A 26,879-nucleotide genomic window follows, 5' to 3' on the forward strand; every position below is an offset into this window, starting at 1 on the left:
GCCCGGAAGCATCAGATGACTCTGTTTACCGTCGAAGAATTGCGGGAAGTAGTCAGCGCGAGGGTCTTGGCCGGTGAAGGGACCGGTTGGACAACGCACCGTATCCGGAGGATCAGCCTGGATACTCGGTCTCTTCGACCAGGAGATCTTTTTCTTGCACTGCGGGGAGATCGATTCGACGGCCACGACTTTGTGGCCGCAGCGCTGTCGCGCGGGGCGGTGGGAGCGATCGTGTTCGATTCCTATGATGTGTCAGGGCTTGGCTTGAAGTGTGACTCGAAGAGCACCCAACCATTTGTCTTCGGCGTCGGCGATCCACTCTCTGCTTACCAGCAGCTGGCCGCGTACCACCGAAGCCGATTTCAAATCCCCGTCGTTGCTGTCACGGGAAGCAACGGCAAGACGACGACGAAGGAAATGGTCGCCAATGTCATGGCTCAGCGCTGGAAGATCCTCAAGACCGAAGGCAACTTGAACAACCGTGTGGGCGTACCGCAGACCCTGCTCCACCTCAACGATCGACACAAGGCGGCCGTCATCGAGATGGGGGTTGATAATCTCGGCCAGACCGCCAGGCTGTGTGAAATAGCCCGACCCACGATCGGGATCATTACGAACATCGGCCCCGACCACTTGGAGTTTTTCGGGACCATGGAGGTATCAGCTCAAGCAAAGGCGGAGTTGCTCGATCTGCTTCCTTGTGATGGGACCGCCATCCTGAACGCAGATGATCCGTTTTACGACTCTCTTGCCGCGCGATCTCGATGTCGTGTGGTGTCATTCGGCCTTTCATCAAAGGCCGACGTGCGGGCAAGGGATGTGAAATCCGACGGCCGCAATGGGACGATCTTTCAGCTTCTGCTGCCAGGAACAGTACGCCACGCCCTTGTTCATATGAGAGTCCAGGGTGATCACAACATCACGAATGCCTTGGCGGCTGGAGCGGTCGGTTCTATCCTGGGGTTGCCCGGTGGGCTGATCGCTCAGGGGCTGTCCCGCTTCCGGCCCGCTGCCATGCGGTCGCAGGTAGTCGTCAATCAGGGCGTGAAGTTGATCATCGACTGTTACAATGCCAATCCTGCCTCCATGAAAGCGGCGGTGCAATTACTGGCGCAAACGGGGGCGAAAGGAAAGAGAATTGCGGTGCTTGGAGACATGCTGGAACTCGGTCCCAACGCCGATCAGATGCACGAGGAAGTCGGCACATTCTTGGCAGGCCAAGGCGTCGATCTGCTCGTGGCTTGCGGCGGGTTAGGACGAAGCCTCGCCAAAGGAGCGAAACAGGCAGGACTGGATCCATCCCATATTCTCGAAGCGCCGGATGCACGCGCCGCCGCTGCCGCCGTGAAAGCGGTCGCAAAAGCGGGTGATGCCGTGCTGATCAAAGCCTCGCGCGGTATGAAATTAGAGCTGGTCGCTGACGCACTTCGAGGAGCAACAAGTACGACGAAAAAGGCTTCGTAACGGTCGCCCAGGCTATGCTGTACATCTGGCTTTATCCGCTCCACACAAAGTTCTCGTTTCTGAATGTTTTTCGTTATCAGAGCTTTCGCATTATTTACGCCGCCGTTACCGCGTTCCTGATCGCATTTGTGCTCGCGCCGTGGGTGATCCGCAAGCTTCAAGAAATCAAGCTGGGGCAACAAATACGTGACGATGGTCCAAAGCGACATCTGGCGAAAAGTGGAACACCTACGATGGGCGGCGTCCTCATCATCTTCGCAGTCGCGCTGTCGACGCTGCTCTGGGCCGACATCTCACGTCCTCATATCTGGCTGGTTCTTGCCGCGACACTGGGGTTTTGCGCCATTGGGTTTGTGGACGACTATCTCAAATTCATCAAGGCTCGATCGAAAGGGCTTTCGGCGCCACAAAAGTTCACGGCTCAAATAGGCATTGCGCTCATCGTGGCGCTGATCTTGTACTCGTTGCCCGGTTACAACACGAAGCTGAGCGTGCCGTTTTTCAAGAATTTCATGCCCGACTTAGGATGGTTTTATGTGGTCTTTGCCGTGCTGGTGATCGTCGGAAGTTCCAATGCCGTCAACCTCACTGACGGTCTCGATGGGCTGGCGATCGGTCCGGTGATGATAGCCGCGTTGGCATACACCGTGGTCGCCTACGTCACCGGTCACCGATTGATGTCGGAATATCTGCTGATCCCGCACATCGACGGAGCCGGAGAAATGGCGGTCTTTACGGCAGCCATCCTCGGTTCAAGTCTTGGGTTCCTCTGGTTCAATACCTATCCGGCCTCCGTCTTTATGGGAGATGTCGGTTCACTCCCGCTTGGAGCGGCCCTTGGGACGGTGGCGGTCATCAGCAAGCATGAGTTGTTATTGCTGATGGTCGGCGGTGTCTTCGTGATCGAGGCCGTCTCGGTCATTTTTCAGGTCGCTTCATACAAATCCCGAGGGAAGCGGATCTTTCTCATGGCTCCGATTCACCACCACTTTGAGATGAAAGGCTGGGAAGAACCGAAAGTCGTCGTGCGTCTGTGGATCATCGCCATTTTGCTGGCTCTCTTGAGTTTGAGCACGTTGAAGTTGAGGTAATGGGGATGGTGACGAAGGACATCACGCAGTTGACAGGAGCGCGCGTCACAGTCGTTGGGCTGGCTCGGAGCGGCGTAGCGGCTGTTCGCTTGTTACAGGAGGCCGGTGCGTTGGTGACGGTGGCCGACCGGAAGGATCGAGGAGAGTTGTTCGGTGTGCTTGATTCTCTGGATCAGGCGGCAACTCGGCTTGTGCTGGGCAACGATTATGAATCGGCTCTCGACCAGGCTGAACTGGTCGTTATCAGTCCAGGAGTTCCCTATCGGTTGGAGGCGCTTGAACGTGTTCGTCGTCGAGGGACGAAGGTCATCAGCGAACTCGATCTCGCATCGCGGTTTCTTTCCGCTCCTATTCTGGCGTTGACCGGTACCAATGGGAAGAGCACGACGGTGACCCTGATTGGAAAGATGCTGCAAGAGAGCGGAAAGCGGATATTTGTCGGCGGGAATCTGGGCACGGCGATCAGTGAAGCTGCCGTACAATCGCTGCGAGCCATGCAGATGGGCTGTCCATGTCCGTACGACGCATTGGTCGTGGAAGTGTCCAGCTTCCAGCTGGAAACCATCGAGCAGTTTCATCCATGGATTGCCGCGATGCTCAACGTGACGGTGGACCATCGTGATCGCTATGAGTCGATCGACGAATACGTCGCGGCCAAAAACAGAATATTCGAAAACCAAACTCCGTCCGACTACGCCCTCTTCAATCTGGACGATTCGAGGGTGGCTCCCCTGCGGCGAAGCGCGAGGGCCAGCGTACTTGGATTTACGAGGACCCAGGCGTTGCCTTCCGATCTGACAGGGGGAACCTATCTCGATCGAGATCGCATCATGACGACGATTGGAGGCCGGACTCGGGAGATCTGTGCACGGAGCGAGGTCAAGATCATCGGCGATCACAACATCGAAAACGCCATGGTGGCTGCAACCTATGCGCTCTTGAGCGGGTGCTCTCTCGATATCATTCGTCGGGTCCTCAGTGAGTTTCCTGGGTTGGAACATGCGTTGGAGGTCGTTCGTGAGTGGCGGGGCGTACGGTTCATCAACGATTCTAAGGGCACCAATGTGGATGCGACGCTCAAAGCATTGGAGAGCATGGATCAACCGATTTGGCTGATCGCCGGTGGACGCGACAAGGGAGGGGATTTTTCTCGATTGGCTCCCGCAATTCATCGAAAAGTGAAGCGGCTCATTCTGATCGGCGAGGCAGCGCCGCTGATTGCGAAGGCGATGGAGGGCTATCAGGCGATCGAACGGGCTGGCACATTGAGGGACGCTGTGGAGCTGGCTGCATCGGGAGCGAGTGCAGGCGATGGCGTGCTGCTGTCACCTGCCTGCGCGAGTTTCGACATGTTCGTAGATTATCAGGATCGAGGGCGACAGTTTAAAACTCTCGTGCGATCCTTGCCGGTGTAACGAGGGCCAACAGGCTGCCAGGCAGAGGAGCATTGACGCTGGACGATGTCACAGAGATCTGGAGGGACCTTGGCCTTGCCTTGGTCTACCGTCAGCCCGCGCGCTCCGAAGCGGGTGGGGATGGATCATATTTTGCTGTTCGTGACCATCACGCTGGCGCTGGTCGGCCTGGTGATGGTCTTCAGCGCGAGTGCTGTCGTGGCGGGCAATCGATTCCACGATTCCTGGTACTACCTGAAGCGGCAACTGGCATGGCTGGCGTTTGGTTTGGCGCTTCTGCATGCGGTGTCCCGGGTCGATTATCTATGGTGGAAGCGTCTTGCGGTTCCTTTCCTCACTCTCATCATCGTGTTGCTGGTGGTTGTTCTTATCCCATCGATCGGTGTTGCCGCCAATGGGGCCCGACGTTGGTTACGGCTGGGGCCTATTTCGATTCAGCCGGCCGAGATGGCGAAGCTGATCGCGGTGATCTATCTTGCCGCGTACCTCGCAAAAAACGAAGAACGGCTCCGGCAGTTCTCAACCGAGTTGCTGCCGGCCTTGCTTGTCGTCGGGGTCATCAGCGGGTTGCTCATTTTGGAGCCCGATTTGGGAACCGTGGTGGTGCTGGGACTGGTCACGGGAGGGCTCTTGTTCGTCGGCGGTGCGCCTGTAGCCCATCTCCTCAGGCTCGTCCCACTAGCCTTAGCTGGGGTGGCGGTGCTGATCTGGTTCTCGCCCTATCGATGGCAACGGCTCATCGCATTTTTCGACCCGACAAAGGATCCGACCGGGGCGGGGTTCCAGATCAACCAATCCTTTCTCGCCTTCGGCAGCGGAGGACTTTTCGGAGTCGGGTTGGGGGAAGGCAAGCAGAAACTGTTCTTTCTTCCAGAAGCCCATACCGATTTTGTACTGGCACTCGTCGGCGAGGAACTCGGGTTCGTTGGAACGGCGGTCATCGTTCTTTTTTTCGCGCTCTTCGTGATCCGTGGTTTTCAGATCTCCACCAGAGCGCGAATTCCCTTCGGCCGCTACCTGGGGATCGGCATTACGACGCTCATCGGTGTCCAGGCGTTGATCAATGCCGGTGTCGTGACGGGATTGTTGCCGACCAAAGGTCTTACATTGCCGTTCGTCAGTTATGGCGGATCGTCCTTGGTAATCAGCCTGACCGGGGTAGGGATTTTGCTGAACATTTCGCGGGATCGGCAGGCTGGGCGAGAAGAAGCGAGACAGCAAAGCGGACGTGGTTGGGCGGGTCGACGATGACGATCGTGATTGCAGCGGGTGGAACCGGTGGGCATCTCTATCCGGCCGTCGCGCTGGCTCGAGAATTTCTGCGTCGCGATCCTTCCACACACATTCTCTTTGTGGGGACGGTGCGCGGGGTTGAGTCCAAGGTGCTCGCGCATGAGGGATTCGAGTTAGCGTTGATCACCGCGAAGCCGGTCATGGGTAAGGGACTGCTGGAGGTCGTAAAGGGAGTGCTTGCTGTGCCTATTGGGATCCGGCAGTCACTGGACATTCTGAAGCGACGGCGGGCTGATCTAGTAATCGGAGTCGGTGGCTATACCAGTCCGACCATGTTGATCGCTGCCGCCTTGAAAGGAATTGCTCGCGTGATTCTGGAGCCAAATGCCCATCCGGGATTGGCCAACAAAGTCGTCGCTTCCTTTGCTCAGAGGATTTTTTTGGCCTTTGAGTCGGCCGCGACTTTCTTTGACCAACGAAAGGTTCGCATTGTCGGGACACCGATCAGGCAGGAGTTTTTGGTGCAACCAACCGACAACGCCTCAACCAAGCAGGCTGGTCGGCACCTGTTGATTTTCGGCGGGAGCCAGGGGGCCAAGGCCATCAATAGTGCGATGCTGGAAGGGTTGCCTCAACTGAGCCGACGTCTTCCCGGCCTGACGATCACCCATCAAACTGGAGAGGGAGATTTTGAGCGAGTCAGTGAGGTGTACCGATCGCTGGGTATCCGAGGCAAGGTCGTCCCCTTTCTCTACGATATGCCCACCGTGCTTCGGACGGCTGACCTGGTGGTGGCTCGTGCCGGTGCGATGACCGTCGCCGAATTGACGGCCTGTGGGAAAGCCGCGATTCTGATTCCGCTACCGACGGCCATCTTTGATCACCAGATGAAGAATGCGCGGGCAATGGAAGCAGCGGGAGGCGCCGTTGTTCTTCCCCAAGTAGATCTTACCGGAGGGAAGCTGGGCGAAATGATCGAAGCTGTTTTATCGAATCCGCAGCGACTGGAGACGATGCAACGGAAGAGTTTGGAGATGAGACGAATCGATGCCGGCGAAGTGATCGTCGGCGAATGTTACGCGCTCATGGGAGTGGCTCATGACACCAACCAGCCTGCGAGAGGGGCCCGAGGTTAAGGTTGTTGGGGAACGAGGGATTCAATCACAGACTTCTGCGGGTCGACAAAGGCTAAACCGTATGACGCTCTTTCGCAAGACACAGCAGATTCACCTCGTCGGAATCGGCGGAGCCGGCATGAGCGGCATCGCAGAAGTTCTCCTCACGATAGGATACAAAGTGACGGGCTCCGACTTACAGGCTTCGGAGACGACGAAGCGGCTGGAAGAACTCGGCGGAAAGGTGTTCGTCGGTCATCAGGCGTCCAATGTGGGGGAGGCGCAAGTTGTGGTCATCTCTTCCGCCGTGGCGGCGAGCAACCCCGAAGTGGTAGCCGCGAAGGCAAAGCAGATTCCGGTGATTCCGCGGGCGGAGATGTTGGCGGAACTGATGCGTCTGAAGTTTGGGGTGGCCATAGCCGGCGCTCATGGAAAAACCACCACCACGTCAATGGTCGCGAACGTGTTGGCACAGGGTGGCCTTGACCCCACGATGGTGATTGGAGGCAAGGTCAACGCCTTGGGCAGTCATGCGCGGCTTGGACGAGGCGACTTACTTGTGGCTGAGGCAGACGAAAGCGATGGATCGTTTCTTCGGCTCTCCCCGACCATCGTGGCGGTGACCAATCTGGACCGTGAGCACCTTGACCACTACGGGTCGATGGAACGCATCAACGAAAGCTTCTTAGAGTTCATCAACAAAATCCCCTTTTATGGGTTGGCGGTACTGTGTGCGGATGACGATCGTCTGACCGCACTGTTCCCTCGCTTGGTCAAACGGTATCACACCTACGGGCTTCGCGATCGCGACGGGGGGACACCGGATTTCAAGGCGACCGACATCAGCCTGAGACAATGGGGTGCTGAGTTCCGGACGTATTTCCGCGGGAAGAATCTTGGTCCATTCCGATTGGCTGTGCCGGGCATCCACAACGTTTCAAATGCGTTGGTTGCCATTGCCATCGGCTTCGAGCTGGAGATTCCTGTGGATCTGATTCGCAAAGGGTTGGCGGCCTTCACGGGAGTCGAGCGGCGGTTTCATTTGCGAGGGGAAGCCGGCGGTATCATGGTGGTCGATGACTATGGCCACCATCCCACTGAGGTGAAAGCGACCCTCGCTGCCGCCAAGCAGGGCTGGGACCGTCGATTAGTCGTTCTTTTTCAGCCGCATCGATACAGCCGGACGAGAGATTGCATTGGAGAGTTCGCGCATGCTTTTGATGATGCCGACCTGCTGTTCACGACGGAAATTTATCCGGCCGGCGAATCACCGATCCCGGGAGTGTCTGGAGCCGCCCTTGCTGAAACGATCAAGTCGGCAGGCCATCCATCGGTGACCTTCATCGAGCGCAAGGAAATGCTGCCGGATCAGGTACTGCCTCACTTAAGACCGGGCGATCTCGTCCTCACTTTGGGCGCGGGTGATATCTGGAAGGCCGGAACCGGGATGCTTGCTCGGCTTGAGTCTGCGTGATGGCTCATGATGCATCGAGTGCAAACGGATGGAGCGAAGGTACGACCGTTGCGGGTACAGCACAGGTTGGAATCTGCCGTGGCGGGCGTTCGCGGGCCGGTTCGCTTCAATGCACCGCTTAAGGAGTACACATCGTTCCACATCGGTGGTCCGGCCGATGTGTTGGTGGAACCGGCCGATGTCGAGGATATTGTCCGTCTTGCGAAGCAGACGTGCGAACAGAAACTTCCGGTCTTTGTATTGGGTGGCACGAACGTCCTTGTTCGTGACAAAGGAATCAGAGGTGTGGTGGTCAATTTGGCAAGACTACGCACGATCAAAGAAGAACCGGGAGCGGTGTTGTACGCAGAAGGCGGCGTCGGCATGCCGACGCTGATCGGCCAGGCTATCCGTCGGTCTTTGGCCGGATTGGAGTGGGCGGCTGGTATTCCCGGCACTGTTGCAGGCTGTGTCGTGATGAATGCAGGGACCAGGCTCGGTGAAATGAAAGACTCGGTGAAAGCCGTCCGGATCGTATCGCCGAAAGGTGCAGTGATTGACTGTCCGGCAGAAGCAATCGAATTTCGATACCGTCGGGCGACGCTGCCGCCGGGAGTTGTCGTCGGAGTATGGCTGCAGTTGAGGGCGGGGGTGCGGTCGGATATCGAAAAGGTCGTGAAAGACTATCTCCATTACCGCCGTGATACGCAGCCGCTCGCGCTACCGAGCGCCGGCTGCGTGTTCAAGAATCCACTGAATGATTCGGCTGGACGAGTGGTCGAAGCGGCAGGACTCAAAGGAATATCGGTCGGTGATGCACAGGTTTCAACCAAGCATGCCAATTTTATCGTGAATCAAGGGCATGCCAGCGCCGCCGACGTGCTTTCATTGATCAAGAAGGTGCGCACTCGAATCGCCCATAAGACTGGGATCAAATTGGAGCTGGAATTGAATATCGTGGGTGAAGCATAGCGAAAGGGGATGGTCGTGACGAAGGGCCGACTGACACATGACCGGATCGGCGTGCTCATGGGAGGACGATCTTCCGAGCGGGAGATTTCGTTGAAGACCGGCCAGGCTGTCTATCAGGCGCTGATCCGTCGAGGATACGACGCAGTGGCCATCGACGTCACCGATCGTTTGTATCGGGATTTGGAGGACCACAAAGTCGCCATTGCCTTTCTCTCGCTGCATGGACCGGGCGGTGAGGACGGAACGGTCCAGGGATTTCTCGAGACAGTGGGAATTCCCTATACCGGTTCGGGGGTGCGCACGAGTGCCGTGGGAATGCATAAGGCGGCCACAAAAACGATATTGGCCGCACATGGTATTCCGCTCCCGGTCGGAACCGTTGTGCGGGAATGCGACAGGCCCTCATTGGCGAAGGTCCTCAGGCAGGCCAAACTGACATTACCGATTGTCGTCAAACCGGTTTCGCAGGGATCCACAATCGGGGTCTCCGTCGTTCGCCGAGTCGGCCAATGGGGGGAGGCGTTCGACCTGGCCCATCGCTATGATCCAGAGGTGATGGTGGAGGGTTATATTCCCGGACATGAAGCGACCGTGTCCATTCTGGGAACTGCGGCGGAAGGTCCGAAAGTACTTCCGGCCATTGAGATCGTGGCGCCTGATGGTTTTTACGATTTCTCGGCAAAATATCAGAAGGGCAGGACGCAGTATCTCTGTCCAGCTCCGCTCCCTCCCAAGGTGGTTCACCGCATCCGTGAGTTAGCCGCACGAACCTACGACGTATTGGGTTGCGAGGGAGCCGCTCGTGTGGATTTCCGTATCACTCCGAGAGGTCGCCCGTATGTGTTGGAAGTCAATACGGTTCCCGGGATGACGGAAACAAGTCTGTTGCCTATGGCCGCAGCTCAAGCGGGAATTCCGTATGACGACTTGGTCGAGCAAATTCTGAAATCGGCGCTCGATCGCGCGAGTCGCTTTGCGCGGGTAGTCCCAAAGGGGTGAGCGTCATGCGATTCTTTGGAAGAAAGCGACGACCTCGTCCAGCAGGGCCACGAAAGAATCAGTGGAAGGAGTCGCAAGGAGAGAAAGCGGCGAAGGGACCCAGCCGGGTAAAAATAGCCAGACGGAAAGCTCTTGCTCGAAGGGTCGGACTGGCGATCGGTGCGGGGCTCGTGGCATGGCTCGTCGTGATGGGCCTACGATATTCCGGTCCTGCTCTCCAATCGTTGTTGGAAATCAAGACGATCACAGTCGAAGGAGAGCACCACATCGACGAACAGAAAGTGTTGGAGCTCGCAAAGGTGAAACTCGGTACAGGACTCCATCATATTGTGACGAGAGTCATTAAGGAGCGGGTGGAATCTCATCCGTGGATCAAAGAGGCAGTAGTGACCCGGGTTCCGTTTCATGAGTTACGCATAGCCCTGGTCGAACGAATACCTGCCGCCGTCATCCGTGCAGATTCCCAAAACTTTCTGACTGATGTGGAGGGGCATGTGCTAACCAGGCTTGGTCAGACCGATGACGAGGCCTTGCCTCTCGTGACGGGAATCGACTCCAAAGGCCTGTTGGAAGGGACTGAATCGGTGAGACAGGTCATCACGTCGGGCATCAAGCTTGCTACATTGGTCGGACAAACATTCGAAGGCCGGCTGCGAGTGAACGTGGAAAACCCGTCAAACCTTGTCGCACTCGTCCAGGGAATGCGATTCCAGTTCGGTGCAGAAGCGGTCGGAGAGCAGTGGGAACGGTTCCGACGCGTCAAACCGACTCTCAAAACTCTGAACTTTGACGGTCATGGACGCAGAGCGAACGAAGTGGACCTCCGGTACGAAAATCGAATCGTCGTACGGGAAGGGGGGTGATTGCGGTGCCGAAGCGGGATCAAATTCTGGTTGGACTCGACATCGGAACCACGAAGATTTGTGCGATCGTGGCGGAGATCACAGACGCCGGAGGGCTCAGCATTATCGGTGTGGGATCCTGTCCTTCCCGCGGCCTGCGCAAAGGAGTCGTCGTTGATATTGAAAGCACCGTCGAATCCATCAAGAAAGCGGTCGAAGAAGCGGAGTTGATGGCGGCCGTCCAGATCAACTCGGTCTACACAGGCATTGCTGGCAGTCACATTTCCGCCGAAAACTGCAAGGGTGTCGTGGCGCTGAAACGGGCTGAGGTGACACGCGAAGATATTCAACGGGCCATCGAAAGCGCGCGGACACTCGCCGTGATCCCCCATGAACGTAGGATTCTTCATGTGTTACCGCGAGAGTTTATGGTGGATGGGCAGGAAGGTGTGCGCGAGCCGTTGGGTCTGTCGGGTAATCGTTTGGAAGTCAACGTGCATGTCATCACCGGCGCCGTAACCTCCGCTCAGAACATCGTGAAGAGTGTGAATCGAGCCGGACTCGACGTTGTCGACATCATTCTCCAACCGTTGGCGTCCAGCGAGGCGGTGTTGAGTCAAGAGGAGCGCGACCTAGGCGTGGCGATGGTGGACTTGGGAGGGGGAACGACGGATCTGGCTATTTTTCTGGACGGCAGTATCCGTCACTCAGCGGTCCTTCCCATCGGTGGCCAAAACTTGACGAAGGATTTAGCCATCGGCCTCCTTACCTCGCAGACTGAGGCTGAGAAAATCAAGACTCAGTACGGCATTGCGCGGACTGAGTTGCTGACCGGACATCAGATCGTCGAAGTGCCGTCTGTTGGGGATCGGCCGGCTCGAACATTTTCCAGGCGGGATATTGCCGAGATCCTGGAGCCGCGTGTCGATGAGATGTTCGAGCTTGTTCGGAGAGAAATTGTGCGTGCCGGCTACGAAGGGATGTTGGGTGCCGGCGTCGTGATCACCGGCGGCACGTCCTTATTGGACGGTATGCTCGATGCCGCTGAGAAGGGCTTGAACTTGCCGGCACGACGAGGCATGCCTTCCGGTGTGGGAGGACTGCGCGATATTGTCGGCCATCCGAGTCATTCAACGGGAGTCGGGCTGTTGATACACGGCCGGCGACATGTCGATGAACTGGAAACAGCCGGGCTTCGCAATGGGGGAACCTGGGCGAAAATGCGTGGGTGGACGAAACGGGTCTTGGAGGTCTTTTAACCTTTGAACCCTTGCGGGCGGCAGGTGGGTCGTCGTGCGAGGCGATGTGAGGAGGTGCCCCAATGTTCTCATTCCAAGAAGATCTGCTGTCGCCGGTCCGCATCAAGGTGATCGGAATCGGCGGAGGCGGGTGTAATGCGATCAATACGATGATCACCTCCGGTCTCACGCGTGTCGATTTTGTCGCGGGTAACACCGACCTACAGGCGCTTGATCGATCGCTGGCACCGTATAAGATCCAACTCGGGCCTGAACGAACCCGCGGGTTGGGTGCGGGGGCAAAGCCCGAGATCGGGAGAGATGCCGCGCTTGAGAGTAAAGAGCACATCCGAGAATGTCTCGAAGGGGCCGATATGGTCTTCGTCACGGCCGGGATGGGGGGAGGGACCGGCACAGGGGCTGCACCCATTGTGGCCAGTATCGCCCGTGAAATGGGCATCCTTACGGTAGGTGTCGTCACGAAACCGTTTCAGTATGAAGGCCAACGGCGACAGAAGCATGCAGAAGAAGGAATCCGCGACTTGCGTCGGCATGTGGACACCTTGCTCATAATTCCGAATCAACGGCTCTTGGGGATCGTTGATAAATCGACCCCGCTCCTCGAAGCGTTCAAAGTCGCGGATGACGTGTTGCGGCAAGCGATCCAAGGCATCGCCGACGTCATTACGACCACGGGACATGTGAACGTCGATTTTGCCGATGTCCGTACCGTGATGTCGCACACTGGACGAGCGGTCATGGGCATGGGAGTTTCCTATGGGCCGAATCGGGCGATCGAAGCGGCTCAAAAGGCCATGTGCAGCCCTCTCCTTGAGGAAGGAAGTGTGGAAGGGGCTCGGGGCGTCCTTCTGAATATTACGGGAGGCCCCAGCATGTCGCTGCACGAGATCGAAGAAGCTGCCTCGATTATCCAGCAGACGGCAGATCCTGAAGCCAATATCATTGTCGGCCAGGTCATCAACCCAGACATGGGGGAAGAACTTATCATTACGGTGATCGCGACCGGGTTTGAGCGAGAAGAGGAGTCAGTAGCATCCACGATCGGAGCTGACAGGGGAACGAGTCGACCGGCCAAACCTGTCCCATCAGTGTTGGCAGGCATGGGCGCATCGATGTCGGGTGATCGACCGATAAAAGACCTCGATCGCCCGGCGTTTTTGAGACGAATGCACGATGGGCGAGAGTCCATGGACCGGGCGGTGTTGACCGCCGAAGATGAATGGGATGTGCCGACATTTCTTCGCAAACAAACAGACTGATTTCGTGCCTCGCTTCGCATGATGGGGTTGTGATCTTGATATGACAGGCGAGTCGGTTATTACCGTCCCGGCGTTTGCGCATGCCGGGAGTCAGGTTTGCCATTTTTTCGGGACCCGTCGGCATGCTATGGGTTTCTGCCTGGAAGTGGGGATTCCGCGGAGGGGTGTAGCGGGCGTGGCATCGTCTTCATGGACCCTCTCAGTGAAGCAAGTCCATGGAACGGAGGCGCTGGTGCTGGACCGAGCCTTGGCTCCGACGGACCGATTTGTGGGCGGTTGGGATGCCTTGGTCACTGATCAACCTGGGATCATGGTGGCGGTTCGGACGGCAGATTGTGTTCCGATCCTGGTACACGATCCTAAACGTCGTGTCGTGGCCGCGATTCATGCCGGCTGGCGGGGAGCTGTTGCCGGCATTGTTCCTAAAACGCTGGCGCTGTTGGAGTCTCGCTTTGGCTCGCGTCTGGAGCATGTACGGATCAGCATCGGCCCATCCGCCGGGGTTTGCTGCTATGAGGTGGATGAGCCGGTTCTCGACCAGCTATCTGAGGGATTTCCGCGTTGGAACAAAGTGGTACGAACGAGGAGAGACGGAAGAGCGCATCTCGATTTGAAAGCGCTCATCAAAGAACAGGCGCAAACCCTCGGAGCGCCTCTGAAGTCGATCACGACCGTCAACCTCTGTACGATTTGCCACGAAGACCTCTTTTTTTCCTATCGGCGGGAGAAGAAGGTCAACGGCACCATGGTCAGTGCCATCGGGTTTCCGGTGAGACGAGGATAAATCGGACGCTGCCAATTCCGAGGTGCTTCCGCTAGAATACGGACGGTTCGCTGAATGGGCGGCCGCGACTCGTGAGAAAGGACGATGGAACCGCTTAACCCGGAAGCGATAGGGAACCGTGTTCAATCGGTGCTCGCAAAAATTCAGTCGGCGGAAGAAAAAGCCGGGCGTCCTGCCGGTACGGTGCGATTGGTGGCTGCGACGAAAACCGTGACGGTCGAACACATCGCCGAAGCGGTACGTGCCGGCTTGTCCATCTTAGGAGAAAATCGTGTACAGGAAGCGCTTCCTAAAATAGCCGCCCTCATCCAGGCACCGGTTCACTGGCATTTTATCGGGCAGCTGCAACGAAGAAAGGTACGGTCCGTGATCGGTTTCTTCGACCTGATTCAATCTGTGGATAGTCTAGACTTGGCGCAAGAAATCGATCGCCGTGCGGGAGAGGCCGGCCGTCAGCAAAGTGTCTTGTTGGAGGTGAATATCGGGAGGGAACCGACAAAGGCAGGGTTTCAGCCGGATGACGTTGTGCGATCGATACCGATGCTGGCGCAGCTCTCCTATACCTGTATCAAAGGCTTAATGACGATTCCTCCGCCGACCGCTGATCCGGATTCGGCTAGGCCGTATTTCCGCCAACTCCATGATCTTGCACGGCGGATTGCTGCGCTTGACTTACCGACCGTGAGGATGGATGAACTGTCGATGGGAATGTCGAACGATTATGAAGTCGCGATCGAGGAAGGGGCGACATTGGTCCGTGTCGGCACCGCCATTTTTGGAGCACGTCATGTCTAGTCCCACGCTCACACCAAGCCTCTCGTTCGTGGGTGGTGGCCGGATGGCGGAGGCACTGATCAGTGGGGTGCTATCCTCAAGAGGCTACAAAGCCGACCGGATCTATGTCGCGGACCCAGATACGGCTCGACTGGATCATCTCAAGAGACAGTACGGCATTCAGATTGGTCTCACGAATCATGAGGCGGTTGTCTCGGGAGATGTCGTCGTCCTGGCCGTGAAACCTCAGGTGACGGTCGAAGTCCTCAAAGAGATCGGGGATGTGCTGACAAAACGGCTCGTGATCTCGGTGGTCGCGGGACTGCGACTCGGTCGAATTATCGAGGCTTGTGGGCCACAGACTCGCGTCATTCGCGCGATGCCGAATACGCCGGCGATGGTCGGCGAAGGGATGACTGCTTTGACGATCGGGCCCGGGGTAGAGGAAAGTGAGGTGAGAGGTGCACGACAGATCTTTGAATCGGTCGGCAAGGTTGTGCGCATCGATGAGCGGTTTATGGATGCCGTGACTGGGTTGAGCGGAAGCGGACCGGCCTACGTCTTTCTCATGATTGAAGCGATGGCTGATGGCGGCGTCAAAATGGGGTTGCCAAGGGAGACGGCCAGTCTCCTCGCAGCGCAGACCGTGTTGGGTGCGGCGCGAATGGTTCTGGAAACGGGGCAGCATCCTGCGAGTCTTAAGGACCAGGTAGCGTCTCCGGGAGGAACAACGATTGCCGGGTTGCATCGGCTTGAGCAGGGAAGTCTCCGAGGCCTGTTGATCGACGCTGTTGAGGCTGCGGCCAAGCGTTCTCGGGAGCTGGGAGGCTGATGTTTGTAGTAGGCAATACATTGTTAGGGTTTGCCACGGTACTTGACTATGCGTTGACGTTCTACACTTGGATCGTCATTGCCCGAGCGCTGATTTCTTGGGTGAATCCTGATCCATGGAATCCGATCGTTCAATTCCTCACTCGTGCCACGGAACCGGTCTTGGCCCCGATCAGACGGCGATTAGGCTGGAGTATGGGCGTCGATGTGTCGCCGTTGGTCGTCATCGTGGCCATCTGGTTTTTACAGATTGCGGTCGTACAGTCGATCAAGGACCTCGCGGTACGAATGAATTGAGTCAACCAATGGGGGATGCCATGAGGATCACGCCGCTCGACATTCAACAGATGGTCTTTCGAGTCAAGCTTCGTGGGTATGACCGTGAAGAGGTCAATCGCTTCTTAGAAGAGATTGCGCAAACCGTCGAATTCCTGAACCGCGATAACGCCATCTTGCGTGATCGTATTGTGTCGCTTGAGCAACAGATCTCGGAGTTGAAACGGACAGAGGCGACCTTGTCTACCACATTGGTCTCCGCGCAGTCTTTAGCCGAGGATGTCAAGCGAAGCGCGCAACGCGATGCTGAGCTGATCGTCAAGGAAGCGGAGTTGAAGGCCGGCGAACTGTTCAGACAGGCCAGAGCCGAGCTGGGAAACACGCAGCGAGACTTGTCTGTGCTGCAAAAGCAGCGCCTGCTCATGGTAGAGCGGATGCGGGCGACGCTTCATACCTTCGAACGGATGCTGGACGTGGAAGCAAGTGAAGTCTATCAAGATACTGGTGTTATGCAGGACGAAAAGCTGGAAGGGGAATCCAGCCCGACCCGTTGAGCGTCTCCGGTTGATGGTGTCACCGCTGCGTCATCCCCGATCGATTGTCCCGAGCGTCTCCCGTCGATCATCATCCCGATGCCCGATCTCAGCGTTATCCAAACAGCACTCAATCGAGCCGTGGCCGATGGGGTCTTCCCGGGAGCCGTGTTGGCGGTGCGGTGCGGAGACAGACCGGTCTCTCGGTTTCAGACCGGACGACTTTCGATTTTCCCACCGGGGCATCCCGTCAGCGCTTCCACGATTTATGACTTGGCTTCGTTGACCAAGCCGTTGGCGACCGTCACGTCCATTGCGCTGCTGATTCAACAGGGTGATCTCCGGCTCGAAGATACCGTCGCTGAGCATCTTCAGGAATGTGCCGAGACTGGGATCGGCTCAGCCACACTTCAAGATCTGCTGACCCACTCTTCCGGATTACCCGGATGGCGGCCATTCTATGAGCGGATCAATCCGGAGGGAGAGATTCCCTCATCTGGAGAAGCAAGGAATCGTGCGAAACAGGCGATGATCAGGTCAATCAGTGCGGAGACACCTGTCTACGAGCGGGGTTCTCGCAGCCTGTACAGCGACCTCGGTTTCATGTTACTCGGCATGATTGTCGAGCGGTGCAGTCGGCGGGATTTGGACCGCGTTTTTCATGATTTCATCACGATCCCACTGAACGGACTGCGGATTGAATATGTCTTGAGAGAACGGTTGAACGAGTTCTTGGCAGTGGCTGGTAGAGACGGTGGGGTTGCACCAACGGAAATCGACCGGTGGCGGCAGGGACGACTGTTGTGCGGAGAGGTACATGATCAGAATGCAGCCGCCCTGGGTGGAGAAGCCGGCCATGCGGGGCTATTCGGGAATGTCGATTCGGTGCTAGCGATTACAGGCGAATGGTTGCACGCGTACCATGGCCGAAAGGCTATCCTCGATCAAGGAATTGTGCGGGAATTTACACGACGACAGAAACCGGAAGTTTCGTCGAGTTGGGCGCTCGGGTGGGACACCCCGTCGATGCCGTCGTCAGCAGGACGCCATTTCGCATTCCGCTCGTTTGGCCATCTCGGCTATACCGGGACCTCCGTCTGGATCGATCCAGTGCGAGAATTGCAAGTCGTTCTGCTCTCGAACCGCGTACACCCTACGAGCGACAATGAGGCGATTAAGAAGTTTCGGCCGATCATTCACGACCTTGTGTATCGTGAGTTCGTCGGCTCGGCTTACGGGCGATCGGGATAATCGATCCACGTTTCTTTTTCCGCAAGATAACGCGTTCCCTTGAAATTGGCGCGCGTTCTCATGCGAGTGAACCCGGCGTCTTGAAGTTTATCCACCACTTCCTTCACCGCTGCTGCAATGGTGGAGTGTGACCGACTTTCAACAACGAAGGCTTCATACATGATCTTCGTCGAGTATCCCGATGGTACCCGATTGACCAGAATGGTACGGTTGAAGTATCGATCGCTCGGATCGACTCCTTCAAGCTGATGTTTCTCGACCAATCCTTCTTTCTTAAACATCAATGGCAACGTGCTCATGTTACCTGATCCCTCCGAAATAACAGTTGACGACAAGCCTAGATGAATCAATTATAGGAGGTGATACGTGCAACCTGCAACTCGTTGACAAGCCTGGTTTAGATTACTATGATGCCTCCCCTCAGCCAGTCACAGACCTCATCCAGCTCCATCTCATGAACGTCCCCAATAGCCTCACGATTCTTCGAATCCTCTTGGTCCCCGTCTACATAGGATTCATGACCTACGGCTCGTATGGGTTCGCGCTCCTCACGCTACTCGTGGCAGGACTGACGGATGCCATCGACGGCCATCTTGCGCGCAAGCTGAATCAGCGGACACGATTGGGAACTTTTCTTGATCCTCTTGCAGACAAGTTGCTGCTGACGTCGAGTTTTATCTCGCTGGCGATGCTGCATCTGGTACCGTCCTGGCTTGTCATCTTGGTCGTAAGCCGGGATATTATTCTCCTCCTGGGGACTGTGGTGGCTCACGTTACCAGTACGCCGATTAATGTGACTCCGACGTTCTTGGGAAAAGGAACAACCTTCCTTCAGTTGAGCTACGTCCTCTTGATTGTCCTCCTGACCTGGCGAGGGCTCGACCGTTCCATCCTCACTCCACTCCTCGTCCTGCTGGTCGGGTTCACCCTTGCCTCAGGACTGCATTACCTTTATCGAGGGTATCGAGAAACGAATGCGGCGCCTCCGCTTGTTTAACGACCTCCGTTGCACCTAGGACCTCTTCGCAGCTCGGCAAATAATTCAATTATTTTTGACAGGTTTTCAACCCACCAGTAGACTCGCTTCGTAGTCCGAACCTTACCCGTACAACCGGCTCACGGAGCCCACAATAGGACGAGAATTTATGGCCACGTTTGCATATGTTGGGCGGACCAAATCTGGAGGGGTGAAAAAAGGCGAACTCGTCGCGAAGTCGCGCGACGAGGCTGTGGATCACCTACGCAAACAAAGTGTGGTGGTGACGAGTCTCGAGGAGAGGGCGGCCAAAGAGGGATTCAGTCTTAAACTCGGAAGTGGTGTGAGCGAGAAGGACTTGGTCGTGTTCACCCGACAGTTCGGGACCATGATCAATGCAGGGTTGCCCTTGATCCAGTGCCTGGAAATCTTATCGACGCAATCGGAGAATGCGGCTCTGAGGAAATCTGTGGGTGAGATCAAAGTCCAGGTCGAGGGAGGTTCGACGTTTTCAGATGCCCTCCGCAAGCACCCGAAAATCTTTGATGATCTGTACGTCAATATGGTCCATGCCGGTGAAGTCGGAGGGTTGTTGGATACCATTCTGGGTCGTCTCTCGAAGCATATCGAGAAGGCCATGAAATTGAAGGGACAAATCAAGAGCGCAATGGTCTATCCTGCTGCCATCATCGGCATTGCGGCGATCGTGATCACGGTCCTGATGATTTGGGTTATTCCTGTATTTGAAAAAATGTTCAAGGAAATGTCCGGCGGAAAGATGGCGCTTCCAGGACCGACACAACTGGTCATCGATATGAGCAATTTTGTCCAAGGATATTGGTATATCATCCTGGGAGTGATCATAGCGACCGTGGTGGCGGTCAAGAAATACTATGCCACTCCACAAGGCAAGTTGGCGATCGACAAACTTTTACTGAGGCTGCCGGTTTTCGGTGACCTTATCAGGAAAGCCTCCGTGGCGAAATTCACACGGACGTTGGGGACCCTGCTGGCCAGCGGCGTTCCGTTATTGGAGGCTTTGACGATTTGCGCGAAGACTTCCGGAAATAAAGTGGTGGAGGGGGCGCTCCTTGATGCAAAAGTCAGTATCAGTGGAGGGAAGACGATCGCTGAACCGCTCGCCAAAAGCGGGACATTCCCCAAGATGGTGACCCACATGATATCGGTCGGAGAATCAACGGGTGCGCTGGACAGCATGCTCGGGAAAATCGCCGATTTTTACGAAGACGAAGTAGACCAGGCCGTGACCAATCTCACCGCCCTCTTGGAGCCGATGATGATGGTGTTCTTGGGCGTCACGGTCGGGTTTATCGTCGTTGCGATGTATCTTCCGATCTTTACGATGGCGTCCGCAATCGGGTAAGCAAATCGACGATTCGACCTTGCAAAGCGGCTTCGTCCCTTCAAGGGAACGGGACGAAGCCGCTGACTTCTTAGTGAGCCTCCTTCATCGTTACAGTAACGAACGACGTACTTTCCATGACATAGTGGGGTCGGTCGGCATCTCCGTGAAGACAGGCGGGACAGCATGATGTTGACCATCTTGTAGGCGGGGTTTCGTTTCGTGGGAGATATTAAAGCCAGAATTTACTGGTTGATGGGATGGCGAGTTGTTCTTGTTACGCTGCTCTTGGGGTTGTCTCTTGCGTTCCAGGTTACGAAGGGAGAGCGCGTTGAAACATTTTACGCCCTGATCATCTTTACATATGCAGTCACGATACTTTACGCATTTCTGTTCCGTTGGTTCACAACGCCTCAAGTGCTCGTGCAGTTCGCGTGGACTCAGGTAGCCGTCGATTTCTTGCTTGAGACGGTATTGATCGCCAGGACGGGTGGAATTGAAAGCCCGTTCGCGGTGCTCTATGTCATCAGCGTGACGGTCGCGAGTCTGGTTCCGCGTCGCCGCGTAGGCCTCGTGACGGCCAGTCTTTGCATCATCCTGTTTGGAATTCTGACCAATGTCCAACTCTACGGCCTCGCTGAGATTTGGGGATGGCTGCCGCACACTCGTCTCAGTGCGGCAGAAACGCTCCATGCATTCGGCGTCTACAGCCTGGCGTTTCTGGTCGTTGGTTTTTTAAGCGGAGCACTTGCGGATCAGTTGCAGTCGGCCGATCAGTCGCTTCGTGAAAAAGAACAGGGGCTGAGCCACCTTCGAGCCTTTCATGAGAATATCGTTCATAGCATCAGCAGCGGTGTTTTTGCGACAGACGAGAAGGGGCAGATCACATCTTTCAATCCTGCGGCGCAGGAAGCCACCGGCCACAGTTTCGACCAAGTGCAGGGCCGACCCTGGCAGGAAATATTTGGCTGGCATCCCGATCAACAAGATACTGATCTCCTGCAAGAGGCCTCCGGTAACATGCGATTTGAAGTGGAATGTAAGCGGTCCGACGGCAATCGGTTGATCCTCGGCATGACGCTCGCCCCTTTGCACGAGCGAGGAGAAAAAACGGGACTGGTCGGAGTGTTCAAGGATCTCACCCAGATCCGCGACCTCGAAGAAGAAATGCGGCGGAAGGAGTGGTTGGCCAGCCTGGGGGAGATGTCGGCGGGGATGGCGCACGAAATCAGGAATCCCTTGGGTGCCCTGGCCGGAGCGATGCAAATGCTTCGGAAAGATCTCCAAGCCGATGATACCAGCCGACGCCTGATGGACATCGCGGTTCGGGAAGCGACCCGGTTGGATACCATCATCACGGAGTTTCTCCAGTATGCCAGGCCGCCTGCGCTCAATCTGGCGGAGTACGATTTGAACAAAGTCCTTGCTGAGACTCTTGATCTGGTACAACATGAAGCACGAAGCAGAACGAACATCTCCATCGTGGCTGCTCCCTGCGCCGGGCCTTTGCCAGCCCAAGTGGATCAGGATCAAATGAAACAAGTGTTCTGGAATCTCGCGGTGAATGCCTTCGATGCCATGCCGAAGGGGGGGGAACTGACGATTGCAACCGGATGTAGAAGGGTCGATGTCGCCGGACGAAAGGCCGAGGTCGTAGAGGTCTCGTTCCAGGATACCGGGGAAGGCATCTCGAAGCAGAATCTCGACAAGATATTTCTCCCGTTCTTTACCACCAAAAGGCGAGGTTCTGGATTGGGCTTGGCCGCAGTCCATCGCATCGTCGATCTTCACGGCGGGTGGATCAAAGTGGATAGCCAGGAAAGGCAAGGAACACGATTTGGAGTTTGCTTGCCTCGTACGGCAGATTCAGGAGTGCGACTTTGGCACGAAGGTAGAGAACCGTGGAAAAGATCCTAGTCGTTGATGACGAGCAAAGTTTGCGCGACGTATTGAGTATCATGCTCAAACGGGCCGGATATGCCGTGACGTGTGCCATGGACGGTGAAGAAGCCATCGGGCTTCTGAACAGAGAAATCTTTGATCTGGTCATCACCGATTTGCGCATGCCGAAGATCGATGGAATGGAGGTCCTGAAGGCCGTAAAGTCCGCCTCGCCGGAAACAGTCGTGTTGATCATCACGGCCTTTGCCACTGCGGATTCCGCCGTCGAAGCCATGAAACAGGGCGCCTACGACTATCTGACGAAGCCGTTTCAGGTCGATGAAGTCCAGTTGATCATTCGGAATGCACTGGAAAAGCGGCGACTCACGGCCGAGAACATGCTGCTGAAGCGGGAGATGGCGAGCCAGTCGTCGTTCGCGCAGCTGGTCGGGCAAAGCGAGGCGATGCAGAAGGTGTTCGATGTTGTACGGAAAGTCGCCGATTCGAAAAGCAATGTCCTCATCTGCGGGGAAAGCGGAACGGGAAAAGAGTTGGTTGCGCGCGCGATTCATTACAACAGCGCCAGAAGCGCCCTCCCCTTTGTGGCCGTAAATTGCAGTGCCGTGCCGGAAACGTTGTTGGAGAGTGAGCTGTTTGGCCACATGAAGGGATCGTTCACCGGAGCGATCTCGAACAAAGCAGGATTGTTCGAGATCGCCGATGGAGGGACCATTTTTCTCGACGAGATCGGCGATACGACCCCGACGATTCAAGTGAAGTTGCTGCGTGTTATCCAAGAACGGGAGTTTCGGCGAGTGGGGGGCAATCAAGACGTCAAAGTCGACGTACGTGTGGTGGCCGCCACGAACAAGGACCTCGAGAAAGCCGTTGCGGAAGGTTCATTCCGGGAAGACCTGTACTATCGTTTGGATGTGATTCCTATACGGCTCCCGCCGTTGCGTGTGCGTTCCAGCGATATTCCGCTACTGGTCGATCACTTTCTAGAACGATTTTCGAAGGAGAGTGCTAAAGCCAAACCCAGCATCAGCTCCGAGGCGATGCACGTCTTGCTGGGGCATGAATGGCGCGGCAACGTCCGTGAGTTGGAGAATCTGATCGAACGGGTCGTCGCATTCTCGACGGAAGGGCCGGTGACCGAGGCTGAGGTACGGGGATGGCTTCACCGACCCGCGACGCAGTCGCAGCAACCGGCGATACCCCTGGATTTGACTGAGGAGGGGTTAGACCTCGAAGGGCTCATCAACGGAATCGAGAAGGACCTATTGTTGAAGGCGCTTGAACGATCGAAATGGGTCAAAAAGAAGGCCGCGCGAATGCTCCGCCTCAACACTAGGTCGTTTCGGTATCGCTTGGAAAAGTATGCTATAAAAGGAGGTCGTGACTAACCCTGTTTCCCGTTCGACGGCCGTACCTTCTCCCATTACCGTTCGTGCACCCGCCAAGATCAACCTCGTCCTTCGTATTCTTGACCGTCGGTCTGATGATTATCACAACCTCTGGTCTCTGATGCAGACCGTGCAGTTGGAGGATGAGCTCGCATTTTCTCTGAGCGGCCACCATTCGACCATCGACTTGCGATGCGATCAACCGTCCTTGAAGGGAGACCATTCCAATCTGGTGTATCGCGCTGCGGCAGCGGTACTTGAAGCCTGTGGTCGAACCGTTGGATTGGACATCGTCCTCGCAAAACGAATTCCGATGGGGGCCGGCTTGGGTGGCGGAAGCAGTGATGCAGCTGCGACAATTATTGGGCTGAACCGGCTATTGAATTTGGGATGGTTGACGGAGAAGATGGTTCAGGTTGGTCAAACGCTCGGAAGCGATGTCCCGTTCTTCTTTTTCGCTCCATCGGCGATTGTAGAAGGGCGGGGTGAAAAGGTAGCGCCAGTACGAATCAAGGGGAACCGATGGGTTGTCCTGGTGAATCCCGGATTTCCGGTCGAAACAAAGTGGGCGTATCAGCAACTTTCTGCAAGCCGATCAGGGGTTCAGCCGCTCTCGGATCTCCATGCGGGGCTGGGGAAAGCATATGAGCTCTCATGGGAAGCCGTGCTTCAAGCGGCCGAAAACGACTTTGAAGTGCCGGCGTTCAAGGCCTATCCGGCGCTCTATGACATTAGGCAGCGGCTCATTGCGGCAGGAGCAGAGGTGGCATTGTTATCGGGCAGTGGGGCGACTGTATTCGGTGTATTCCGTGACGAGGCTCAGGCTCGGCACGCACAGCTATCTTTTCTGAACGAGCCACATCTCAAGGTCTTCACGGTGGCGGCTCATTCTGATTCGTAGTCGGTCGATTTCTAAAAGCCTTTGTCGAGGCAATGGCTCCACGCCTCGTGCGACCCCGACGCCATTCGGGAATTTCAGACCGCTTTGCTTCGCTGCCGGTGTGGTATAGCCCCAAACTGGAGAGGCCGAGCCAGTGTGCAATGTATCCAAGTCCAACCCGCAAGCGAAAGTCAGTATGCCGTCGATTCGTCTGCTATCACAAATCGGCGGCGGGTATCGGTGGATCGTTCTCTTGTTGCCATTGGCCGGCTGCGTACAGCCCACGGGATCGGGCCCGGTCGCAACGGGTGAAACGAGGATTCCGCCAAGTACGGCCGGTACTGCCACCGTCGATTATTGGCGCGAAATCCAACCGATCATCGAGCGCCGCTGTGCCGTGTGTCACGGCTGTTACGATTCACCTTGTCAGTTGAATCTCACCGCCTTTGAAGGCCTGGCTCGCGGCGCCAACAAAAAGCCGGTCTATGACGGGATGCGTCTGTTGACGGCCGAGCCGACACGGCTGTTCGAGGATGCTCACACGGTAGAGGCCTGGCGCAAAAAGGATTTTTTCCCCGTCGTTCAGGAACAGTCGAGTGCGACTGAAAGCGAGCGCCGCGCCGGTGTGCTTGCCCGCACATTGACCTTGAAGCAGGCCAACCCGCTCCCGGCTGATCCGTTGCTGTCCGATTCCTTCGATCTCTCCTTGAATCGTGATCAGAGTTGTCCGACCGACTCAGAGTTCGATCGGTTTGCGGAGAAGCATCCGTTGTGGGGCATGCCCTATGGTTTACCGGGCTTGACCGATCAGGAATACCAGACGGTCTTGCGCTGGATCGAACTGGGCACGCCCTATCCCGAGCAGGACCGGACGTCTGCGCCGGCACTGCGGCAGGTGAAGGAATGGGAGGAGTTTTTAAACGGGGAATCTTTGAAACACCAATTGATGGCCAGGTACCTCTATGAGCATCTGCATCTGACGCATCTCTATTTCGACGAGTTGCTCAATCGTGAATGGTTCCGGCTCGTACGGTCCCGCACGGCACCTGGCCAGCCCATTGACGTGATCGCCACGCGGCGTCCCTTCGACGATCCGGGCGTCCCGCGTGTCTATTACCGGCTTCAATCGGTGAAAGAAAGTCTCACGGCCAAAACGCATGTGCCGTATGCCTTGTCCTCTGCTCGCAAACAACGGTATACGGACCTGTTTCTGAGTAACACCTTCAATGTCGGCGCCTTGCCTAGCTATGACTCGAACGTGGCCGCTAACCCGTTCGTGGCATTTCGTGACCTTCCAGTCCGGTCGCGATACCGGTTTCTGCTTGATGACGCCCGCGCCTTTGTCATGCAGTTCATCAAGGGGCCGGTCTGTCGAGGGCAGGTGGCGTTGGATGTGATCGACGATCGATTCTGGATCTTCTTCATCGATCCCGACAGCGCCGTGCTCGACAAGAAGGAGCAGTTCCTCGCGGAGATGAGCCAGCATCTCTATTTGCCGACGCCCGAAGGGACGACCAGGTTGGGACTGATCTCCTGGATCAAGTATTCCCATATGCAGAATGAGTTTCTCAAAGCCAAGCAGGCCTATATCGAACGCCTCCATCTCCAGAACGAGGCGCCCGACCTCGCCTTTATTTGGGATGGCCGGGGGCAGAACCGCAATGCCGCGTTGACCGTGTTTCGCCATCAGGACAGCGGTTCGGTCGTGCAAGGTTTAGTCGGCGAAGAGCCCAAAACCGCCTGGCTCTTATCCTATGACTTGTTCGAACGGATCTATTACTTACTGGTGGCGGGTTTCGATGTCTACGGCTTCGTTGGGCATCAACTCGATACCCGATTGTATATGGACTTCCTCCGCATGGAAGGGGAGTTCAATTTTTTGATGTTGCTCCCGATCAAGGAACGGGAACGGTGGCGAGACTTCTGGTATCGCGATGCGCATGAATCGGTCAAGGACTATGTATATGGCCGGCGTATCTTGGTACAGCAAGACAGCGGCATCGTCTACCACAGCGACCAGCCCAAGAGCGAATTGTTCGGGCTGTTGCGGAAACGGATCGGCACGACATTGGAGTCAAAATATGACCTCATCGGGGAGCAGGACCTGACTCTGCGCAAACAGTTACAGAGGTTGATGCAGGTAAAGGGAAGGGCAGCGCAGTGGATGCCAGAAATGGCCTTGCTGACCGTCGTGAACGATAAGGGATTGGTAGGCAATCAGGAGGATCAGATCTTCACATTGCTCCACGATAACGGATTCAGCAATGTCGCTTCGCTGTTCGATCAAGCATCGCGCCGGCTTCCGGACGAGGATCGACTGACAGTGGGACGTGGTGTTATCGGTGCCTATCCCAACGCCCTCTATCGGCTCCGCCGGTCGGACCTGCCGGAATTCGTTACGGCGGTGACAGACCTCACCAGCGAGGATGATTACCGACGGCTGGCCGAACGGTTTGCCGTCCGTCGAACCAATCCTGCCTTCTGGACCCACAGCGACACGATCCATGCGGCCTATCGCCGGATCAGCCCGCTCGATGCTGGCCTATTCGACTATAACCGGCTCGAAAACCGATAGGGACGGCTCTGCCGGGCTTCATGTGCTGTCCAGGACTGTCCAAGGCTCAAGGCTCACTTCACAGAATCAAGCAGAAGCTTCTCGCTGAATGAGCTACAATGGCTTGGTGGCTCTGTGGAGCGGCGCTCATGGGCTTTTGGTGTGTTTCATGACAAGGCGACAGCTCGACGAACCGAGATTGGTTTTCGGACCGAACACCACGTCAAAATCTATGCCGTTTCGACCCTCTCTGCACTGCAACGATAAC

24 protein-coding genes are annotated in these 26,879 nt (G+C 56.3%); 23 read left to right on the forward strand and 1 reads right to left on the reverse strand.

Going from position 1 to position 26,879, the window contains the following annotated elements; genetic code table 11:
- The first annotated feature begins 15 nt into the window (after positions 1–15).
- The 17 genes from P0119_21345 (at position 16) to P0119_21425 (ending at position 17,551) form a co-directional block, all read left to right on the forward strand.
- Positions 16–1,464, forward strand: a complete 1,449-nt coding sequence (locus P0119_21345; protein MDF0668603.1) for a UDP-N-acetylmuramoyl-tripeptide--D-alanyl-D-alanine ligase — start codon at positions 16–18, stop codon at positions 1,462–1,464.
- Between the two features lie 14 nt (positions 1,465–1,478).
- Positions 1,479–2,555, forward strand: a complete 1,077-nt coding sequence (mraY, locus tag P0119_21350) for a phospho-N-acetylmuramoyl-pentapeptide-transferase (GenBank protein ID MDF0668604.1) — start codon at positions 1,479–1,481, stop codon at positions 2,553–2,555.
- A gap of 5 nt (positions 2,556–2,560) precedes the next feature.
- Positions 2,561–3,970 (forward strand): UDP-N-acetylmuramoyl-L-alanine--D-glutamate ligase, encoded by a 1,410-nt coding sequence (murD, locus tag P0119_21355; GenBank protein ID MDF0668605.1) that lies wholly within the window; start codon positions 2,561–2,563, stop codon positions 3,968–3,970.
- Between the two features lie 45 nt (positions 3,971–4,015).
- Positions 4,016–5,221 carry a putative lipid II flippase FtsW gene (gene ftsW, locus P0119_21360; GenBank protein ID MDF0668606.1) on the forward strand — a complete coding sequence of 402 codons (1,206 nt, stop codon included), beginning with the start codon at positions 4,016–4,018 and terminating at the stop codon, positions 5,219–5,221.
- Positions 5,218–6,339 carry an undecaprenyldiphospho-muramoylpentapeptide beta-N-acetylglucosaminyltransferase gene (gene murG, locus P0119_21365; GenBank protein MDF0668607.1) on the forward strand — a complete coding sequence of 374 codons (1,122 nt, stop codon included), beginning with the start codon at positions 5,218–5,220 and terminating at the stop codon, positions 6,337–6,339. The genes ftsW and murG overlap by 4 nt, the downstream gene beginning before the upstream one ends.
- A gap of 61 nt (positions 6,340–6,400) precedes the next feature.
- Positions 6,401–7,792, forward strand: a complete 1,392-nt coding sequence (gene murC / locus P0119_21370) for a UDP-N-acetylmuramate--L-alanine ligase (protein MDF0668608.1) — start codon at positions 6,401–6,403, stop codon at positions 7,790–7,792.
- Positions 7,793–7,798: 6 nt separating this feature from the next.
- Positions 7,799–8,743, forward strand: coding sequence for a UDP-N-acetylmuramate dehydrogenase (gene murB, locus P0119_21375; GenBank protein ID MDF0668609.1), 945 nt, complete (start codon positions 7,799–7,801; stop codon positions 8,741–8,743).
- A gap of 15 nt (positions 8,744–8,758) precedes the next feature.
- Positions 8,759–9,742 (forward strand): D-alanine--D-alanine ligase, encoded by a 984-nt coding sequence (locus P0119_21380; protein MDF0668610.1) that lies wholly within the window; start codon positions 8,759–8,761, stop codon positions 9,740–9,742.
- Positions 9,743–9,747: 5 nt separating this feature from the next.
- Entirely contained in the window at positions 9,748–10,605 is an 858-nt protein-coding gene (locus tag P0119_21385; GenBank protein MDF0668611.1) for an FtsQ-type POTRA domain-containing protein, read from the forward strand.
- A complete protein-coding gene (ftsA, locus tag P0119_21390; GenBank protein ID MDF0668612.1) occupies positions 10,602–11,843 on the forward strand; it encodes a cell division protein FtsA in 1,242 nt (413 codons plus the stop codon). Before P0119_21385 ends, ftsA begins: the two co-directional genes overlap by 4 nt.
- 62 nt (positions 11,844–11,905) lie before the next feature.
- Positions 11,906–13,102, forward strand: a complete 1,197-nt coding sequence (gene ftsZ, locus P0119_21395) for a cell division protein FtsZ (GenBank protein MDF0668613.1) — start codon at positions 11,906–11,908, stop codon at positions 13,100–13,102.
- Between the two features lie 40 nt (positions 13,103–13,142).
- Positions 13,143–13,886, forward strand: coding sequence for a peptidoglycan editing factor PgeF (gene pgeF / locus P0119_21400; protein ID MDF0668614.1), 744 nt, complete (start codon positions 13,143–13,145; stop codon positions 13,884–13,886).
- A gap of 84 nt (positions 13,887–13,970) precedes the next feature.
- Positions 13,971–14,681 (forward strand): YggS family pyridoxal phosphate-dependent enzyme, encoded by a 711-nt coding sequence (locus P0119_21405; protein ID MDF0668615.1) that lies wholly within the window; start codon positions 13,971–13,973, stop codon positions 14,679–14,681.
- Positions 14,674–15,492 carry a pyrroline-5-carboxylate reductase gene (gene proC, locus P0119_21410; protein MDF0668616.1) on the forward strand — a complete coding sequence of 273 codons (819 nt, stop codon included), beginning with the start codon at positions 14,674–14,676 and terminating at the stop codon, positions 15,490–15,492. Before P0119_21405 ends, proC begins: the two co-directional genes overlap by 8 nt.
- Positions 15,492–15,788 carry a YggT family protein gene (locus tag P0119_21415; protein ID MDF0668617.1) on the forward strand — a complete coding sequence of 99 codons (297 nt, stop codon included), beginning with the start codon at positions 15,492–15,494 and terminating at the stop codon, positions 15,786–15,788. Before proC ends, P0119_21415 begins: the two co-directional genes overlap by 1 nt.
- Positions 15,789–15,796: 8 nt before the next feature.
- Entirely contained in the window at positions 15,797–16,321 is a 525-nt protein-coding gene (locus P0119_21420; GenBank protein MDF0668618.1) for a DivIVA domain-containing protein, read from the forward strand.
- Between the two features lie 78 nt (positions 16,322–16,399).
- The gene (locus tag P0119_21425; GenBank protein MDF0668619.1) at positions 16,400–17,551 is read left to right on the forward strand and encodes a serine hydrolase; all 1,152 of its coding nucleotides are present in this window, start codon (positions 16,400–16,402) and stop codon (positions 17,549–17,551) included.
- Here the strand turns inward: P0119_21425 and P0119_21430 are convergent.
- Positions 17,533–17,850, reverse strand: a complete 318-nt coding sequence (locus P0119_21430; GenBank protein MDF0668620.1) for a hypothetical protein — start codon at positions 17,848–17,850, stop codon at positions 17,533–17,535. The genes P0119_21425 and P0119_21430 overlap by 19 nt on opposite strands.
- A 155-nt stretch (positions 17,851–18,005) precedes the next feature.
- Here P0119_21430 and P0119_21435 point away from each other — a divergent pair, with 155 nt between their 5' ends.
- The 6 genes from P0119_21435 to P0119_21460 all read left to right on the forward strand — a co-directional run bounded on the left by P0119_21435 (position 18,006) and on the right by P0119_21460 (position 26,632).
- Entirely contained in the window at positions 18,006–18,548 is a 543-nt protein-coding gene (locus tag P0119_21435) for a CDP-alcohol phosphatidyltransferase family protein (GenBank protein ID MDF0668621.1), read from the forward strand.
- A 148-nt stretch (positions 18,549–18,696) separates the two neighbouring features.
- Entirely contained in the window at positions 18,697–19,911 is a 1,215-nt protein-coding gene (locus P0119_21440) for a type II secretion system F family protein (GenBank protein MDF0668622.1), read from the forward strand.
- Between the two features lie 201 nt (positions 19,912–20,112).
- On the forward strand, positions 20,113–21,807 hold the full coding sequence (locus P0119_21445) for an ATP-binding protein (GenBank protein ID MDF0668623.1): 1,695 nt from the start codon (positions 20,113–20,115) through the stop codon (positions 21,805–21,807).
- The gene (locus tag P0119_21450; protein MDF0668624.1) at positions 21,792–23,177 is read left to right on the forward strand and encodes a sigma-54 dependent transcriptional regulator; all 1,386 of its coding nucleotides are present in this window, start codon (positions 21,792–21,794) and stop codon (positions 23,175–23,177) included. Before P0119_21445 ends, P0119_21450 begins: the two co-directional genes overlap by 16 nt.
- Positions 23,170–24,078, forward strand: a complete 909-nt coding sequence (gene ispE, locus P0119_21455) for a 4-(cytidine 5'-diphospho)-2-C-methyl-D-erythritol kinase (protein ID MDF0668625.1) — start codon at positions 23,170–23,172, stop codon at positions 24,076–24,078. Before P0119_21450 ends, ispE begins: the two co-directional genes overlap by 8 nt.
- Positions 24,079–24,253: 175 nt before the next feature.
- Complete coding sequence (locus P0119_21460) at positions 24,254–26,632, forward strand: fatty acid cis/trans isomerase (GenBank protein ID MDF0668626.1); 2,379 nt, start codon at positions 24,254–24,256, stop codon at positions 26,630–26,632.
- Positions 26,633–26,879: the final 247 nt, after the last annotated feature.

Origin of the sequence: Nitrospira sp. (assembly GCA_029194665.1) — a bacterium.
Lineage (GTDB): Bacteria > Nitrospirota > Nitrospiria > Nitrospirales > Nitrospiraceae > Nitrospira_D.

Coding starts and splice junctions, on each gene's coding strand:
- P0119_21345 (MDF0668603.1), top strand. CDS start 16: ATGACTCTGTTTACCGTCGAAGAATTGCGGGAAGTAGTCAGCGCGAGG.
- mraY (MDF0668604.1), top strand. CDS start 1,479: ATGCTGTACATCTGGCTTTATCCGCTCCACACAAAGTTCTCGTTTCTG.
- murD (MDF0668605.1), top strand. CDS start 2,561: ATGGTGACGAAGGACATCACGCAGTTGACAGGAGCGCGCGTCACAGTC.
- ftsW (MDF0668606.1), top strand. CDS start 4,016: ATGTCACAGAGATCTGGAGGGACCTTGGCCTTGCCTTGGTCTACCGTC.
- murG (MDF0668607.1), top strand. CDS start 5,218: ATGACGATCGTGATTGCAGCGGGTGGAACCGGTGGGCATCTCTATCCG.
- murC (MDF0668608.1), top strand. CDS start 6,401: ATGACGCTCTTTCGCAAGACACAGCAGATTCACCTCGTCGGAATCGGC.
- murB (MDF0668609.1), top strand. CDS start 7,799: ATGATGCATCGAGTGCAAACGGATGGAGCGAAGGTACGACCGTTGCGG.
- P0119_21385 (MDF0668611.1), top strand. CDS start 9,748: ATGCGATTCTTTGGAAGAAAGCGACGACCTCGTCCAGCAGGGCCACGA.
- ftsZ (MDF0668613.1), top strand. CDS start 11,906: ATGTTCTCATTCCAAGAAGATCTGCTGTCGCCGGTCCGCATCAAGGTG.
- pgeF (MDF0668614.1), top strand. CDS start 13,143: ATGACAGGCGAGTCGGTTATTACCGTCCCGGCGTTTGCGCATGCCGGG.
- P0119_21405 (MDF0668615.1), top strand. CDS start 13,971: ATGGAACCGCTTAACCCGGAAGCGATAGGGAACCGTGTTCAATCGGTG.
- proC (MDF0668616.1), top strand. CDS start 14,674: ATGTCTAGTCCCACGCTCACACCAAGCCTCTCGTTCGTGGGTGGTGGC.
- P0119_21415 (MDF0668617.1), top strand. CDS start 15,492: ATGTTTGTAGTAGGCAATACATTGTTAGGGTTTGCCACGGTACTTGAC.
- P0119_21420 (MDF0668618.1), top strand. CDS start 15,797: ATGGGGGATGCCATGAGGATCACGCCGCTCGACATTCAACAGATGGTC.
- P0119_21425 (MDF0668619.1), top strand. CDS start 16,400: ATGCCCGATCTCAGCGTTATCCAAACAGCACTCAATCGAGCCGTGGCC.
- P0119_21430 (MDF0668620.1), bottom strand. CDS start 17,850: ATGAGCACGTTGCCATTGATGTTTAAGAAAGAAGGATTGGTCGAGAAA.
- P0119_21435 (MDF0668621.1), top strand. CDS start 18,006: ATGAACGTCCCCAATAGCCTCACGATTCTTCGAATCCTCTTGGTCCCC.
- P0119_21440 (MDF0668622.1), top strand. CDS start 18,697: ATGGCCACGTTTGCATATGTTGGGCGGACCAAATCTGGAGGGGTGAAA.
- P0119_21460 (MDF0668626.1), top strand. CDS start 24,254: ATGCCGTCGATTCGTCTGCTATCACAAATCGGCGGCGGGTATCGGTGG.